17 protein-coding genes are annotated in these 14088 nt (G+C 65.8%); 13 read left to right on the forward strand and 4 right to left on the reverse strand.

Translation table 11 applies throughout. From position 1 onward, the window contains the following. Nucleotides 1-3: 3 nt before the first annotated feature. From mlaE to KFB96_RS15465, 3 genes are all read right to left on the reverse strand, one after another. Nucleotides 4-786, reverse strand: coding sequence for a lipid asymmetry maintenance ABC transporter permease subunit MlaE (mlaE, locus tag KFB96_RS15455; RefSeq protein WP_213457607.1), 783 nt, complete (start codon nt 784-786; stop codon nt 4-6). Continuing rightward, nucleotides 786-1580: an ABC transporter ATP-binding protein gene (locus KFB96_RS15460; protein WP_300971718.1), complete on the reverse strand. Its 795-nt coding sequence runs from the start codon at nt 1578-1580 to the stop codon at nt 786-788. The genes mlaE and KFB96_RS15460 overlap by 1 nt, the downstream gene beginning before the upstream one ends. 234 nt (nt 1581-1814) lie before the next feature. Beyond that, nucleotides 1815-2378 carry a hypothetical protein gene (locus tag KFB96_RS15465; protein ID WP_213457605.1) on the reverse strand — a complete coding sequence of 188 codons (564 nt, stop codon included), beginning with the start codon at nt 2376-2378 and terminating at the stop codon, nt 1815-1817. A 341-nt stretch (nt 2379-2719) separates the two neighbouring features. Between KFB96_RS15465 and KFB96_RS15470 the strand changes: the two genes are divergently transcribed. After that, entirely contained in the window at nt 2720-3739 is a 1020-nt protein-coding gene (locus KFB96_RS15470; RefSeq protein ID WP_213457604.1) for a KpsF/GutQ family sugar-phosphate isomerase, read from the forward strand. Here the strand turns inward: KFB96_RS15470 and KFB96_RS15475 are convergent. After that, entirely contained in the window at nt 3732-3977 is a 246-nt protein-coding gene (locus KFB96_RS15475) for a hypothetical protein (RefSeq protein WP_213465111.1), read from the reverse strand. The two genes, KFB96_RS15470 and KFB96_RS15475, sit on opposite strands and share 8 nt — an antisense overlap. A 49-nt stretch (nt 3978-4026) precedes the next feature. Here KFB96_RS15475 and kdsC point away from each other — a divergent pair, with 49 nt between their 5' ends. The 12 genes from kdsC to ptsP all read left to right on the forward strand — a co-directional run bounded on the left by kdsC (nt 4027) and on the right by ptsP (nt 13594). Continuing rightward, the gene (gene kdsC, locus KFB96_RS15480) at nt 4027-4548 is read left to right on the forward strand and encodes a 3-deoxy-manno-octulosonate-8-phosphatase KdsC (protein WP_213457603.1); all 522 of its coding nucleotides are present in this window, start codon (nt 4027-4029) and stop codon (nt 4546-4548) included. After that, entirely contained in the window at nt 4545-5171 is a 627-nt protein-coding gene (gene lptC, locus KFB96_RS15485) for an LPS export ABC transporter periplasmic protein LptC (RefSeq protein WP_213457602.1), read from the forward strand. The genes kdsC and lptC overlap by 4 nt, the downstream gene beginning before the upstream one ends. Continuing rightward, nucleotides 5168-5689, forward strand: a complete 522-nt coding sequence (gene lptA, locus KFB96_RS15490) for a lipopolysaccharide transport periplasmic protein LptA (RefSeq protein ID WP_213457601.1) — start codon at nt 5168-5170, stop codon at nt 5687-5689. Before lptC ends, lptA begins: the two co-directional genes overlap by 4 nt. An 89-nt stretch (nt 5690-5778) precedes the next feature. Next, complete coding sequence (gene lptB, locus KFB96_RS15495) at nt 5779-6549, forward strand: LPS export ABC transporter ATP-binding protein (protein ID WP_213457600.1); 771 nt, start codon at nt 5779-5781, stop codon at nt 6547-6549. A gap of 183 nt (nt 6550-6732) precedes the next feature. Then, the gene (locus KFB96_RS15500) at nt 6733-8217 is read left to right on the forward strand and encodes an RNA polymerase factor sigma-54 (protein ID WP_213457599.1); all 1485 of its coding nucleotides are present in this window, start codon (nt 6733-6735) and stop codon (nt 8215-8217) included. Between the two features lie 30 nt (nt 8218-8247). After that, on the forward strand, nt 8248-8583 hold the full coding sequence (raiA, locus tag KFB96_RS15505) for a ribosome-associated translation inhibitor RaiA (RefSeq protein WP_213457598.1): 336 nt from the start codon (nt 8248-8250) through the stop codon (nt 8581-8583). A gap of 241 nt (nt 8584-8824) precedes the next feature. Beyond that, nucleotides 8825-9274 carry a PTS sugar transporter subunit IIA gene (locus tag KFB96_RS15510; protein WP_213457597.1) on the forward strand — a complete coding sequence of 150 codons (450 nt, stop codon included), beginning with the start codon at nt 8825-8827 and terminating at the stop codon, nt 9272-9274. A gap of 22 nt (nt 9275-9296) precedes the next feature. Continuing rightward, entirely contained in the window at nt 9297-10259 is a 963-nt protein-coding gene (hprK, locus tag KFB96_RS15515; RefSeq protein ID WP_213457596.1) for an HPr(Ser) kinase/phosphatase, read from the forward strand. A gap of 56 nt (nt 10260-10315) precedes the next feature. After that, on the forward strand, nt 10316-11185 hold the full coding sequence (rapZ, locus tag KFB96_RS15520; RefSeq protein ID WP_213458213.1) for an RNase adapter RapZ: 870 nt from the start codon (nt 10316-10318) through the stop codon (nt 11183-11185). Then, nucleotides 11182-11589, forward strand: a complete 408-nt coding sequence (locus KFB96_RS15525; protein ID WP_213457595.1) for a PTS fructose transporter subunit IIA — start codon at nt 11182-11184, stop codon at nt 11587-11589. The genes rapZ and KFB96_RS15525 overlap by 4 nt, the downstream gene beginning before the upstream one ends. Further along, nucleotides 11586-11855, forward strand: coding sequence for an HPr family phosphocarrier protein (locus KFB96_RS15530; RefSeq protein ID WP_213457594.1), 270 nt, complete (start codon nt 11586-11588; stop codon nt 11853-11855). The genes KFB96_RS15525 and KFB96_RS15530 overlap by 4 nt, the downstream gene beginning before the upstream one ends. Continuing rightward, the gene (ptsP, locus tag KFB96_RS15535; protein WP_213457593.1) at nt 11852-13594 is read left to right on the forward strand and encodes a phosphoenolpyruvate--protein phosphotransferase; all 1743 of its coding nucleotides are present in this window, start codon (nt 11852-11854) and stop codon (nt 13592-13594) included. Before KFB96_RS15530 ends, ptsP begins: the two co-directional genes overlap by 4 nt. Nucleotides 13595-14088 lie beyond the last annotated feature (494 nt).

The following is a 14088-nucleotide window of genomic DNA, read 5'->3' on the forward strand; positions in this document are numbered from 1 at the left end:
CCATCATTCCCCGAACATCAAGGCCGTCAAGACGAAATCGAGTCCCAGCACCGCCAGTGCGGCATGGACCACGGAGCGCGTCGTCGCGCGGCTCACGCCCTCGGACGTCGGAACCGAGTCATGCCCCTGAAAGAGCGCGATCCAGGTCACCACGACCCCGAAAACAACGCTTTTGATCACGCCGTTGACGATGTCCTCGTGGAAGTCGACCTTTGACTGCATCTGACTCCAGAAGGATCCCGAGTCCACGCCGAGCAGACCGACACCGACGAAATAGCCGCCGAGCACGCCGACCGCACTGAACATGGCCGCAAGCAGCGGCATCGCAAGCACGCCGCCGAAGAAGCGAGGGGTCAGGATGCGGCGCACCGGATCGACCGCCATCATCTCCAGACCCGAGAGCTGCTCGGTTGCCTTCATCAGACCGATCTCGGCGGTCAGGGCCGAGCCGGCACGCCCGGCCACCAGAAGGGCCGTGACCACCGGGCCGAGCTCGCGCACCAACGAGGCCGCGACCATGACGCCGAGACTCTCCGCCGCCCCGAACTGCGCAAGCACGTAATAGCCCTGCAGACCCAGCACCATGCCGACAAACAACCCGGACACCCCGATGATCAGCATCGAGAGCACGCCGATATTGAAGAGCTGCGCAACGAGCAGACCCGGACGTCGCAGGATCTCGCCGATGCCCAGCACCATCCCGGCGAGCAGCAGATGTGCACGACCGAGTCGCTCGAGCGCGCCGAGTCCGCTGCGTCCCAGCCGCGCCAAGCCGTCCAGAATCATCAGGCGACACCCCGCGGCAGCAGATCATCCGCCAAGGGCGGTGCCGGATAGTGGAAATGCACGGGCCCATCCGGCAGGCCGTCCATGAACTGACGTACCCAGGCCGAGCGGTCCGCGGCGATCTCCTGCGGTGTCCCCTGCGCGATGACCTCTCCGTGCGAGATGACGTACAGGTGATCGGCGATACTCGCCGTCTCGTCCACGTCGTGGGACACCAGGATGCTCGTCAGGCCCGCCGCATCGTTGAGCTGTCGGATCAGGGTCACCAGCATGCCCTTGGAGATGGGATCCTGACCCGTGAAGGGCTCATCGTAGAGGATCATGTCGGGATCCAGCGCAATCGCCCGGGCCAGGGCCACGCGACGCGCCATGCCGCCGGAGAGCTCGCTCGGCATCAGGTCGCGCGCGCCGCGCAGACCGACTGCCTCGAGCTTCAGCAGCACGAGCTTGCGCAGCATCGATGGACCGAGGTCCGTATGCTCGCGCAGCGGATAGGCGACGTTCTCGAAGACATTCAGGTCGGTCAGCAGTGCGCCGCTTTGAAACAGCATTCCCATCCGCCGACGCAGCCGAAACAACGCCGATTTTCCCAGCGTGTGCACGGGCTCGCCGTCGACCTCGATACTCCCGGCGTCCGGACGAAGCTGTCCGGTGATCAGCTTGAGCAGGGTCGTCTTGCCCGTGCCGCTCGGCCCCATGACGGCGGTCACTGCACCGCGCCGGATATCCATGTCGACTCGGTGGAGCACGACCTGCGCGCCGCGGCGGAAAGAAAGTCCGCGGATCTTCACCAAGACCTCTCCGGCGGCGCGCGAGCGGTTCTCCGGCGAGGAGCCGGCGCTCGGGGCATCGGGCGTAGCCGCGGGCTCGGAGGAGCCGATCGCGGAGACTGCGGCGGGGGCGTCGCTCGGGGGCGTCGACTTCCCATAGATCGTATCGCTGTCGGCGCGGGTGGAAAACACGGCATTCTGGCGGGCTTGCGCTGGGGCGTCAACCGCAGGAGCCTAAACGCCTCAATCGCCGGATTGTCAACCTAGGCCGAGCAGCTCCACGAGCGACTGCCAGCGGCGCACGTCCTCGAATCGCGCCCCGCCCAGCAAGGCGAGCGCGGGTCGCCCTCGGGCGCCCGCCGCAAGCCCCTCCAGCCAACGGCGTGCCGCGCGAAGGTCGGTGTCGAGCCCGGCGGGCACCGTGCAGGCAAGGGCCGATGCGCGCGACCCCGCTGCGGCCGACACGGATTCGAGCTGCACGTATGCGGGCCCGTAAAGGTCCCCTGCATGGCCTTGATCCGAGCACAGGATCCATCCGCCGAAACGCTCGCCGAGACGCGCTCGAACCTCGGCCGACACCGAGGCATCCGCCGTGCAGGTGTCAAGGCGCAGATAAAATCTGAAGGATGCCGGCACGTCGCGGCACCACTGCGCGATGCACTCCGCATCGGCGTGCTCCCGGACATCGGCGTCGAGCACAACGGCGCCGAGCGCGTTGGCGAAATAGGTCAACCGCCAATCCTCGGGGAGGTCGTCGGGATAGAAGTCGGCGTCGCCGGGCGACGGATCCCATCCGGTTCTAACGGGGAGAATGCAATTCATGGTCTCGACGTCACTCCGATTGGATCGTATTTTCCGGTGGAGAGGCCCTTGCGTGCGACGCCGGGCCGGTGCAATGCCGGGATCGCCCCGCGGGACACCGGGGCACTCATTGGTGTATTTTGCATTGCGTGGCCATGCTCATCGAAACGGCCACATTGCCGACCACAACAATCGGATGGACAAGCACCGTCGGGGACCAGCGCAGCGCAGCCCATCAACGCCGGCGCCGGACTCGGCGGACTTCGCTCGCGCGCGTCCACCCGACCCGCCGGTCCAAACGCATCAGTCTCATCGCGCCGGCGCCGATGTCGAAGCGGCGCGACGGAGGACCTCGGAGCAGCATGACAGATCGACGCAGACTCGGCAGCCCGCCGGTTGAGCTCGCGCTTGGGGAATCGGCCAAGATCAAGGCGCTCGGGCGCGCCGTCGTCGAGACCGAAGCCGCGTCGGTCACGGCACTGGCCGAGCGGATCGACGACGCTTTCGTCGCCGCGTGCCGCTACATGCTGGCCTGCGAGGGCCGCATCGTCGTCCTCGGGATGGGCAAGTCGGGCCACATCGGCGGGAAGATCGCGGCGACCCTGGCGAGCACCGGCAGCCCCGCCTTCTTCGTGCATCCGGGCGAGGCCAGCCATGGCGACCTCGGCATGATCACGCCCCGCGACGTGGTCCTGGCCCTGTCCAACTCGGGCGAAACGGCCGAGCTGCTGATGCTGCTGCCGTTGCTCAAGCGGCTCGGCGTGCCGCTGATCAGCATGACCGGCAAGCCCAAGTCGACGCTGGCCCGAGAGGGCGACGTGCATCTCGACGTGAGTGTCGCAAGCGAGGCCTGTCCGCTCGGTCTCGCCCCGACCTCGAGCACCACCGCAACCTTGGTGATGGGCGATGCCCTGGCCATCGCCCTGCTCGAGAGCCGCGGCTTCACCGCCGAGGACTTCGCCCGCTCCCATCCGGCCGGCAGTCTCGGACGCCGTCTGTTGCTGCACGTCGGCGAGGTCATGCACCGCGACGAGCAATTGCCGTCGGTCCCTCTGGGCACGACCTTGCGCGCCACCCTGGAAGAGATGTCCCGCAAAGGCTTGGGCATGAGCGCCGTGGTCGACGACGACGGCCGCCTTGCCGGGATCTTCACCGACGGCGACCTGCGACGCGCGCTCGACCGCGGGATCGATGTCCACCGCACCGCCATCGACACCGTGCTGACCCCCAACTGCATCACGATCCAGGCCGACGCCCTCGCCGCCGAGGCCCTGCGCCTCATGGAGTCGCGGTCCATCAACGCACTGCTGGTCGTCGACGACACCGGCCGACCCGTCGGCGCACTGAACATGCACGATCTACTGCGCGCCGGGGTCATGTGAGGGAGCCGCCTGCCGTCCAGCCCGTGCCGAAGACTAGAGACCGGAAGCCGATAGCAGGAGGCTCGTGGAGCGGTGCAGAGATTCCGAGACCATTTTCGTTGTCGTTGTCGTTGTCGTTGTCGTTGTCGTTGTCGTTGTCGTTGTCGTTGTCGTTGTCGTTGTCGTTGTCGTATCGATGGTCGATTACGACAACGACAACGAACGGTTTCGGCACATCTAGACGTGCTTTACTGGACACCGGAGGCTTCACCCGCCCCCCCGAATCGACACCCAAGAGGACTGACCCTATGCAAGACATCCTCGAACGCGCCGCCCGGATCCGCCTGGTCATCTTCGACGTCGACGGGGTGCTGACCGACGGCAGCCTCTATCTCGGCGACGACGGTCAGGAGTACAAGGCGTTCAACTCGCGTGACGGACACGGCATGGTGATGCTTCGGGAGAGCGGGGTTCAGATCGGGATCATTACGGGCCGGACCTCGCAGGTGGTCAGCATCCGCATGCAGAGTCTCGGTGTGGAGCACCTCTTCCAAGGCTGCCGCGACAAGCTCCCGGCCTACGAGGCGCTCAAAGGCGCCCTGTCGCTCGACGACGAGGCCATCGCCTATGTCGGAGACGACCTGATGGATCTGCCCATCATGCGTCGGGTCGGACTCGCCGTTGCGGTCGCCGACGCGCACCATCTGGTGCGCGTCCACGCCCATCTGTGCACCCAAGCGTGCGGCGGTCGCGGGGCTGCGCGCGAGGTCTGCGAGCTGATCATGGAGGCGCAGGGCACCTGGGCACGGATCCTCGCCGGTGCAGGATGAGCGGACGTCTTCGGGTCAGCGACCTGCCGATCTGGTCCGCACGTCAGTGGATGCTCGCCGCCTTCTTCGTGGCCTCCGGGCTGTTGGGGTGGTGGCAGCTGCGTCCCGAACCCGAGCCGCCTGCGCCCGAGGTCGAGCGCGCGCGACTCCCGGATTATGTCGTCGCCGGCTTCACGGCCATGGAGACCGACGACACCGGCAAACCAAGCCGGCGCTTGATCGCCGACGAGCTGCGCCAGTATGTGGAGGAGGATCTCTCGGAGTTGGATCACCCACGCATGACACTCTATCAGCGTGAAGGCGAGACCGAAGCCGAGCCCTGGCGCGCACGCGCGGACAGCGGGCTGGTCCTCCCCGGCGGCAACGAGGTCCGGCTCGAGGGCGCCGTGGAGCTCGAGCGCCGGGGCGACGCGAGCCGGCCCGCCACCCGGATGGAGACCGAGCTGATGCGCATCTGGCACAAACGGGGCTTCGCCGAGACCGATCGGGCGGTCCAGGTCACCAGTGCGTCGGATCGGCTGAACGCGACCGGGATGCGCCTCTGGTACGACGCGCCCGTGCGCGCCCAATTCGACGGACGCGCACACATCTTTATCGCACCCGAGCAGATCGAGGAGCCATGAGCGACAGAGGATTCTACGACCGTCGGCGCCGGGACACCGCCCCGGCCGTGACCCTGGCCTTCGTCATCGCCCTCGCGTGCGCCCCGACGGCGGCGCTGGAGGACGATGCGAGCCAACCCATCTTGATCGAAGCAGACGATGTCGAGGTCCTGGAGGCGGAGAACACGAGCATCTATGTCGGCAATGTCCAAGTCGACCAAGGGAGCATGCGGCTCCTCGGCGATCATGTGACCGTTTATCATCGCGACGACCGCCGCCCGCGCTTTATCATTGCACTCGGCGCGCCGGCCAGCTTCAAACAGCTCCTCGACAACGACGAGGGCGAAGTCCTGGCCTTCGCCAAACGGATGGAATACGACGCCGACAAGGACGAGCTCACCCTCATCGAGGACGCCTTGCTGATTCAGGGAGCCGACCGCGTCGCGAGCGAGCGCATCGTCTACGATCGCGCCCGCGCCCATTTCCGCGCGGGAGGCGGCGGACGGGTCAAGATCACCATCACGCCGGAGGAGGAATGAGGCTAAACCGCGTCGGAGGCGACCGATAACCTTCGGTCGGAGACCACCCTTGAATGATCCCGAGAGCCTAGGCGGAGACGCGGTTTAGGATGAGCGATCTTGTTACGGATTCCGGCTCGGGCCTAGGCTCGGGCTCGACGACGCTGCGCGCGGAGCATCTGAAGAAGAGCTACCGCGGCCGTCAGGTCTTGCGCGACGTGAGCGTCAGCGTGGACGCGGGTGAGGTCGTGGGCCTGCTCGGACCGAACGGCGCGGGCAAGACTACCTGTTTCTATTTGATCGTCGGCCTCATTCCGGCCGACGAGGGCGGCATCGCGCTGAGCGGGCAGGACATCACCCTGAAACCCATGCATGCGCGCGCACGCGCCGGCCTGAGCTATCTGGCACAGGAGCCCTCGGTGTTTCGCAAGCTCAGCGCACGCGACAACATCCTCGCCATCCTGGAGGCACGCGGCGACCTGTCTCGGGCCGATCGCAACCTGCGCTGCGAGCGCCTGCTCGAAGAGCTCGGGATCGCCCATGTCGGCGGATCGCTCGCGCTCAGCCTCTCGGGCGGGGAGCGACGGCGCCTGGAGATCGCGCGTGCGCTTGCGGTCGACCCGCTGGTGATGCTGCTCGACGAGCCCTTCGCGGGCGTCGACCCCATCGCCGTCGGGGACATCAAGGCCATCGTGTCGCATCTGCGCGATCGCGGGATCGGCGTGCTGATCACCGATCACAACGTGCGCGAGACGCTCGATATCTGCGACCGGGGCTACATCATCAGCTCGGGGTGCGTGATCGCGGCAGGCACCCCCGCGCAGCTCCTGGCCGATCAGCAGGTCCGCGATGTCTACCTTGGCGCGGATTTTTCCATGTAGGTGCGAACCGGGAGGTACCTCAGAGATGCGCATCGGTTGGCTGCTCTTTCCGAGATGTTGGGTGTAAGATGAGAATCCTGCCTCGGCTGATGACGCCTTCACCGGACTGAAACGGCTAGCATCGAGCAGCATTGGCCATGGCGGTCACCTGATCGAACACCTCGAAAAGCGCATCCGCGATTCATGAAGCAATCCATCCAGCTTCGGCTCGGCCAACACCTGACCATGACGCCTCAGTTGCAGCAGGCGATCCGTCTGTTGCAGCTCTCGACGCTGGAGCTCCAGAAGGAGATTCAGGAGGCGCTGGACACCAACCTCATGTTGGAGGAAGGCGACGACGCGGACCGCTTCAACGCCGGCGAGGTGCAGCAGTCGGGCACGATCCAGAGCGAGGATATCGAAACACCGCGGGTCACCGTCGAGCAGTCGATCGACCGCGAGATCCACGCCGAATCCAACGAGATGCCCGAGGAGCTGCCGGTCGACACGCTCTGGACCGATGTCTTCGACTCCTACGTGCCGAGCACCTCGCACGGTTCGGACGACGGCTCGGACTACGATCCCTTTGCCCAACAGAGCCGCCCTCAGACCCTGCTCGACCACCTCGCCTGGCAGCTCAATCTCTGCAGACTGAGCGAGCGCGACAACATGATCGCCCAAGCGGTCATCGATTCGATCGATGCCGACGGCTATCTGCGCATCGATGTCGAGGAGCTGCTCCTGACCATCGATCACCCCGAGATCAGTGCCGAGGAGGTGGAGGCGGTCGTGCACCGCGTTCAGTCCTTCGACCCGCCGGGCGTGGGTGCCCGCAACCTCGCGGAATGCCTGCTGATACAACTCAGTCAGCTGCCCCCCCAAACACCTTGGCGGAGCACCGCGACGGCGATCTGCCGCGACGGGTTCGAGTATCTGGCCAAGCGCGACGTCGCCTCCCTGGTGCGTCAGCTGAAGGAGTCCGAGGAAACGGTCGCAGGTGCGCTGGCGTTGATCCGCCGGCTCAATCCGCGCCCCGGAAGCCTGATCGCCGGCACGCCGGCCCAGTATGTCGTCCCGGATATCTTCGTGCGCAAACGCGAGGGCCGATGGTCGGTCGAGCTCAATCCCGAGTCGATGCCTAAACTCAGAGTGAACGCCGACTACGCGCGCCTGATCCGACGCGCCGATCAAAGCGCGGACGGGGTCACCTTGAAGAGCCATCTGCAGGAGGCCCGCTGGTTCATCAAGAGCCTGGCCAGCCGCAACGACACGGTGCTGCGCGTCGGCGCGAAGATCGTCGAGATGCAGCAGGAATTCTTCGAGCACGGGGACGAGGCGATGAAGCCGATGGTGCTGCGCGATGTCGCCGAGGCGTTGGAGCTGCACGAGTCGACCGTATCCCGAGTGACCACGCAGAAATACATGCACACGCCGCGAGGGACCCTCGAGTTCAAGTATTTCTTTTCCTCGCACGTCAACACCGCGTCCGGCGGCGAATGCTCGTCGACCGCGATTCGTGCCCTGATCCGCAAGCTGATCGCCGGCGAATCCGCGAGAAAGCCCATGAGCGACAGCAAGATCGCACAAGAGCTCGCCGATCAGGGGATCAACGTCGCGCGGCGAACCGTCGCCAAATACCGCGAGGCCATGGGGGTTCCACCCTCGAACGAGCGCAAGCGCCTGGATTGACAGGCCGTTTGAACCATAAGGAGTCAACAGATGCAGATCAACCTGACGGGTCATCACATCGACGTCACCGACGCGCTGAAAGGCTACGTCGACACGAAGTTCGAGCGCCTTGCGCGGCACTTCGACCACGTCATCAATGCTCACGTCATTCTGAGCGTCGAGAAGCTTGCCCAAAAGGCGGAAGCCACACTACACATCAACGGCAACAAGGTCTTTGCCGACTCGGTCCACGAGGACATGTATGCCGCAATCGACGGGCTGATCGACAAGCTCGATCGTCAGGTCCTGCGCCACAAGGAGAAAAAGAGCGATCATCGCGCAGCCACCCCGAAGGTCAGCGAGGCCGAGGAATCCGATCAGAGCTGACGCACCGGCGTTGCCAAAACGCCGCGGATACCTCCGAGGGGGCGCTCTTGCCCCGTCGGAGAGGTTCAACGAACGGGATCGGGCATGAGGCCGGCATGCGGGATCGCCGGCCTCTGCCAGACATCCGAGGATAATCAGCATCCATGACCACACGCCCCTGCCCGCCGTCGCTGCGCGGACATCGATCCAAGAGCCACCAGCTGCAGCGCTGTGCGCCCGCAGCACACGGGAGCCGATACCGATGCTCAGCCCCGATCTGATCAACGAGGCCCGGATCGGTCACGGCCTCGAGATTTCCAGCAAGAAGCGTTTGCTCGAAACCCTGGCCGAGCTGCTTGCCAACGATCACCCGCGATTGAGCACGGAGAGCGTCTTCGAGCGCCTCCTCGAGCGCGAACGCCTCGGCAGCACCGGACTCGGTCACGGTGTCGCCCTGCCCCATGCCCGGATCAAGGAGGTCTCTCAGGTGATCGGGGCGTTCGTGCAAACCACGCGCGGGGTGGATTACGACGCAGCCGACGGCGAGCCGGTCGATCTGGCCTTCGCGCTCCTGGTTCCGGAGACCGCGACCGAGGAGCACCTGCAACTGCTCGCCTATTTGGCAAGTCGCTTCAGCGAGTCGGCAACCCGCGCACGCCTGCGCGATGCGAGCTCGCCGACGGCGATTCTGGACCTTCTCAGAGCGGCCTAGCGCTCGAGCGCGCCCGCCGGCGATGATCGAAAGTCTTCAATCCCTGATCTCGCAGACCGGGCCGCGGCTCAAGCTGCGCTGGCTTACGCCCGAGCCGGCGAGCCCGCGTTCGTTGCGCGGCGAGGATCCGGGACGCACAAGGCAGTCGCTGATCGGCTCACTGAACTGCATCCATCCCAATCGTCTGCAGGTCATCGGACACGCGGAGCGGCTCTACCTGGCGGAGCTGGGCCGGACCGCCTTCGGCGAGACCGTGGAGAGGCTCTTCTCGGATCGTCCGACCGCCGTCATCTTCTCGGACGGCATCGACCCGGAGCCCGCCTTCCGCGAGGCCGCCGAGCAGACAAGCACGCCACTGCTCGGCTCCTGCCTCGGCGACGAGGAGCTGATCAATCATCTGCGTTATTTCCTCACCCATGCGCTCGCCGAGCGCCGCACGGTGCACGGGGTCTTCATCGAGGTCCTGGGCATGGGCGTTCTGCTGGTCGGCGATCCGGCGGTCGGCAAGAGCGAGCTGGCGCTCGATTTGATCGCCCGCGGCCATCGGCTCATCGCCGACGACGCACCCCGTTTCGCACGCATTGCCCCGGAGACCCTGGAGGGCACCTGCCCCGAAGCCCTGCGCGATTTTCTCGAGGTCCGCGGCCTGGGGATTCTCAACATCCGCGCCATGTTCGGAGAAGGCGCCGTCGTGCGCAGCAAGACATTGAACCTGACCATCGATCTTCAGCCGCTCGACAAGCAACAACTCGAGTCTATCGACCGGCTCAGCGGCAGCCTCTCGGTGCGCAACATCCTCGGGGTTGCCGTCCCCAAGATCACCATGCCGGTCGCACCCGGCCGCAACCTGGCGATCCTGGTGGAGGCGGCCGTGCGACACCAGATTCTGCGCATCCGTGGATACGATGCCGGCGTCGACTTCGTCGACCGCCAGGCGCGTGCCATCAGCATCGATCGACCCGACCCGCCGAGATCACCGCCATGACGCAAACACCGCCGCAGGAGCAGGCGAGCGAACGACCGCCGAACGTCGGCAAACCGATGAGGCTCGTCATCCTCAGCGGTCTGTCCGGCTCGGGCAAGAGCGTCGCGCTCCATACCCTCGAAGACGTAGGCTTTTACTGCATCGACAACCTGCCGCTCTTCCTGCTGCAGGATCTCGCCCTCGGGCTGCACGAGGGACTCGACGACGCCTTCACCAGGACGGCGGTCGGGATCGACGCCCGCACCAGTCCGAGCAGCGGTCCGGACGAGCTCCGACACCTTCCCGAGCTGGTGCACTCGGCGCGCGAGCGCGGCATCGGCTGCGATGTCCTCTTCCTCGACGCCGAAACCGAAACCCTGATCAAGCGCTTCAGCGAGACCCGCCGCAAACACCCCTTGACCCGCGCCGACCGCTCGCTGCCGGAGGCGATCGCGCTCGAGCGCCGACTCCTCGAGCCGCTCCGAAGCTGCGCCGACATCCGTATCGACACGACCCAGACCAACGTCCACGAGCTGCGCGATCTCGTGCGCAGCCGTTTGGTCGGCGGCGCCTCGCCGAAGGCGTCCATCCTGCTGCAGTCCTTCGGCTTCAAGCACGGGGTTCCGCACGATGTGGATTTTGTCTTCGACCTGCGCAGCCTGCCCAATCCACATTGGCAACCCGAGCTGCGCCCCCTGACCGGACGCGATCGACCCGTGATGGAATTCCTCGATTCCGCGGAAGCCTTTTGCCGAATGCGCGCCGACATCCAGGGGTTCTTCGATCGCTGGATCCCCGGGTTCGAGACGGACGGGCGCAGCTATCTGACGATTGCGATCGGCTGCACGGGCGGGCAGCACCGCTCGGTCTTTATGACCGAATCCCTGCGGCATCATTTCGAGTCCGACGGCCATCAGGTGATGGTGCGGCATCGGGATCTACCTTGAGCGTCGGGCTCCTGATGATCACCCATCAGCCGTTCGGCGCGGACCTGCTGCGGGTCGCGACGGCGATTCTCGGCGGACGTCCGCCGGGGGTCGAGGCGATGGAGGTCGTCAACGATGTGCCCTGCGAGGTCTTGACGGCGGAAGCCGCCGAACGCCTCGAGCGCTTGGACGCCGGCGCGGGTGTCCTGATCCTGACCGATCTCTACGGCTCGACACCGGCCAATGTCGCGGTATCGATGCTCGCGATCCATGAGTGCTCGAGAGTCATTGCGGGACTGAACCTACCCATGTTGTTGCGCGCCCTGACCTATGCCTCGCTCGACCTGGACGACGTGGCCGAGAAGGCCCTGCAGGGCGGGCGCGACGGCGTCTTGCTCTGCTCGCGACGAGACGACCGCACATGATTCGCAAAGAGATCGAGATCCTCAACAAGCTGGGGCTCCATGCCCGTGCGTCGGCCAAGCTCGTGCAATGCGCCGGACGGTTCGCCAGCCATGTAGAGATCGAGCGGCGCGGTCAAAGCGTCAACGGCAAGAGCATCATGGGCGTCATGATGCTGGCCGCGAGTCAGGGCACCCGGATCACGGTCGAGGCCGCCGGCGAGGACGAGGATTCCGCCATGGCGGCGATCGAGGCATTGATCGGCGATCGCTTCGGAGAGTCGGAATGACCACCGCATTTCAGGGGATCGGCATCTCCACCAGTCGCTCGCTCGCACTCGGCCCCGCCTTCGTGGACGGGCACGGCGGCCATACCGTCTCGCAATCCGCCATCGCGGTCGAGCAGGTCGCCGCCGAGATCGAGAGGCTCGATTTGGCCGTCGCCGCCGCGCGTGGGGCCCTCAAAGCGGTGCGCAACCAGATCCCGCAGCACACGCCGCTCAACATCGCCGAGTTCATCGACACGCACCTGCTGATGCTCGAGGACGCCGCCTTGGTCGAGGAGGTGCGCCGTATCGTTGCCGAGCAGCTGTGCAATGCCGAGTGGGCGCTGCAACGGCAGCGCGACACCCTGGTGCGGATCTTCGACGAGATGGACGACCCCTATCTGCGCACCCGCCGCGACGACGTCGAGCACGTCGTCCAGCAGATTCAGACCTTCCTGCAGGGCGCGGTCGAGCAACGCGAGCCATCGACTCGGGATCTGGAGGGCCGGGTCGTGGTGGCGCGCGATCTTGCGCCCGCGGAAGCGATCCTCCTGCGCCATCGCGGTGCGGTTGCATTCGTCACCGAGTTCGGCGGACCCATGTCCCACACGGCCATCCTGGCGCGCAGCCTCGGCGTACCCGCCGTGATGGGCATCCACAACATCACACGCTATCTGCGCCAGGGCGAGCTCATCCTGGTCGACGGCGAGACCGGCACCGTGCTGGCCGATGCAGACCCCCTGACCCTGGACTTTTTCCGCGACCGCCTGCGCGCGGCGGAGGCCCGTCAGTTGCGTTTGCGCGGCCTCGTCGGCCGAGCCTCGGTCACACGCGACGGGGTCGAGATCGGCCTCCTCGCGAATCTCGAGCTCCCCGAGGACGTGGCGCTTGCGAAGGCCAACGGGGCCAGCGGGGTCGGACTCTATCGTACCGAGTTCCTCTACATGAATCGCCGGGATCTCCCCGACGAGGAGGAGCATCTGGCGAGCTACGCGGCGATCGTCGCCGGACTCGGCGGGATCCCGGTGACCATCCGCACGCTGGATCTGGGCGTCGACAAACGCGTCGATACCCTGCTCGAGCCGGGCCCCGGGGTCTCGAACCCGGCGCTGGGATTACGCGCGATCCGACTCTGCCTGAAGGAGCCCGATCTCTTCCGGCCGCAGCTACGCGCAATCCTGCGTGCCTCCGCGAGCGGCCCGATTCGGCTGATGCTGCCGCTCGTCTCCAACGTCCACGAGGTCGATACGGTTCTCGCGCTGATCCGGCAGATCAAGACTCAACTCGACCGCGACGGTCTCGACTATGACCCGCAACTCCCGATCGGCGCCATGATCGAGGTCCCCGCGGCCGCACTGACCGCACGCGCGCTCGCGCGGCGCCTGGATTTTCTGTCGATCGGAACCAACGACCTCATCCAGTACACGCTCGCGATCGACCGTCTCGACGACGGCGTCAACTATCTCTTCGACCCCACCCACCCGGCCATCCTGCGCCTCATCCGCATGACCATCGAGGCCGCACGCGAGCTGAACCGACCGGTCAGCATGTGCGGCGAGATGGCGGGCGATCCGCGCTTCACCCGTCTGCTTCTCGGAATCGGGCTGCGCGAATTCAGCATGCAGCCGGGCGCCATCCTGGACGTCAAAGAGGTCGTGCTGCAGGCCGACACGCTCGACCTGATGCGCCGCACCGAAGCACTCTATGCCCGTCTCGACGACACGGACCCGGGTTCCCTGCTCGACGAGCTCAACGCGGCTTAAACCGCGCTTAAACCGCGTCCGACGGTCTCACTCGATGTCGGCCTGAAAACGCCACCCTCGCGGCCATCAAAGACCTTTTCCCCGACGCGGTTTAAGGAAAAGGAAAATCATAAGAGACGATGTAGAAGCAAGGTGAACACCTTGATTCACGCGTAGGATGGGGAGAGCGTCAGCGAAACCCATCCTCCAAACCGCCGCGCTTCCGGGTTTCGGTCCGAGGCGTTGGCGCGTGGAGGATGGGTTTCGCTGTGCTCGGTCGGTGCCGGGAGCGAGGCGTTGGCGCGTGGAGGATGGGTTTCGCTGTGCTCGGTCGATGCAGGGAGCGAGGCGTTGGCGCGTGGAGGATGGGTTTCGCTGTGCTCGGTCGATGCCGGGAGCGAGGCGTTGGCGCGTGGAGGATGGGTTTCGCTGTGCTCTACCCATCCTACGGCTATCGGTTGCTCTTGAATCATTTCCAAAATTCTTAAACCGCGCCGGCTCCAGCGGTTCTGAAA

It is taken from the genome of Thiocapsa sp. (assembly GCF_018399035.1).
Lineage (GTDB): Bacteria > Pseudomonadota > Gammaproteobacteria > Chromatiales > Chromatiaceae > Thiocapsa.

What these genes read in the sequence shown, in the direction of transcription:
- mlaE (WP_213457607.1), bottom strand. Translation starts at nt 786, where the DNA reads ATGATTCTGGACGGCTTGGCGCGGCTGGGACGCAGCGGACTCGGCGCG.
- lptB (WP_213457600.1), top strand. Translation starts at nt 5,779, where the DNA reads ATGAGCGATCTTGTTACGGATTCCGGCTCGGGCCTAGGCTCGGGCTCG.
- KFB96_RS15530 (WP_213457594.1), top strand. Translation starts at nt 11,586, where the DNA reads ATGATTCGCAAAGAGATCGAGATCCTCAACAAGCTGGGGCTCCATGCC.
- hprK (WP_213457596.1), top strand. Translation starts at nt 9,297, where the DNA reads ATGATCGAAAGTCTTCAATCCCTGATCTCGCAGACCGGGCCGCGGCTC.
- kdsC (WP_213457603.1), top strand. Translation starts at nt 4,027, where the DNA reads ATGCAAGACATCCTCGAACGCGCCGCCCGGATCCGCCTGGTCATCTTC.
- lptC (WP_213457602.1), top strand. Translation starts at nt 4,545, where the DNA reads ATGAGCGGACGTCTTCGGGTCAGCGACCTGCCGATCTGGTCCGCACGT.
- rapZ (WP_213458213.1), top strand. Translation starts at nt 10,316, where the DNA reads ATGAGGCTCGTCATCCTCAGCGGTCTGTCCGGCTCGGGCAAGAGCGTC.
- KFB96_RS15465 (WP_213457605.1), bottom strand. Translation starts at nt 2,378, where the DNA reads ATGAATTGCATTCTCCCCGTTAGAACCGGATGGGATCCGTCGCCCGGC.
- ptsP (WP_213457593.1), top strand. Translation starts at nt 11,852, where the DNA reads ATGACCACCGCATTTCAGGGGATCGGCATCTCCACCAGTCGCTCGCTC.
- KFB96_RS15510 (WP_213457597.1), top strand. Translation starts at nt 8,825, where the DNA reads ATGCTCAGCCCCGATCTGATCAACGAGGCCCGGATCGGTCACGGCCTC.
- KFB96_RS15500 (WP_213457599.1), top strand. Translation starts at nt 6,733, where the DNA reads ATGAAGCAATCCATCCAGCTTCGGCTCGGCCAACACCTGACCATGACG.
- KFB96_RS15470 (WP_213457604.1), top strand. Translation starts at nt 2,720, where the DNA reads ATGACAGATCGACGCAGACTCGGCAGCCCGCCGGTTGAGCTCGCGCTT.
- raiA (WP_213457598.1), top strand. Translation starts at nt 8,248, where the DNA reads ATGCAGATCAACCTGACGGGTCATCACATCGACGTCACCGACGCGCTG.
- lptA (WP_213457601.1), top strand. Translation starts at nt 5,168, where the DNA reads ATGAGCGACAGAGGATTCTACGACCGTCGGCGCCGGGACACCGCCCCG.